This is a genomic window from Halostella sp. PRR32 (assembly GCF_034808085.1).
Taxonomy (GTDB): Archaea; Halobacteriota; Halobacteria; order Halobacteriales; family Natronoarchaeaceae; genus Halostella; species Halostella pelagica.
On the sequence record NZ_JAXHGL010000272.1, the window covers coordinates 1 to 240 of the forward strand.

Here is a 240-nt window from a genome sequence, read left to right on the forward strand (position 1 = left end):
GGTCCGCACAGATGTACTGCAGGTCGTGGTGTTCGATTACCTCCTGTGCGCGTTCGATGTCCCGCGCCGTCGGCTGGGAGTCGGGCGACATCCCGGTGAGCGCCTCGACCTCGATCCCGTACCTGTCGCCGAGGTACTGGAACGCGTCGTGGCCGGCGACGAGGAGCGTCCCCTTCGACGCGTCGGCGACGGTCGCTTCGAGGTCGGCGTGGAGCGAGTCGAGTCGCTGCCGGTACGCCG

At 68.8% G+C, this 240-nt stretch carries 1 protein-coding gene; it reads right to left on the reverse strand.

Features of this window, described 5'->3' with window-relative positions; genetic code table 11:
- A partial coding sequence (locus SM753_RS21110; protein WP_323192995.1) for a metal ABC transporter substrate-binding protein occupies nt 1–240 on the reverse strand: 240 nt, incomplete at both ends.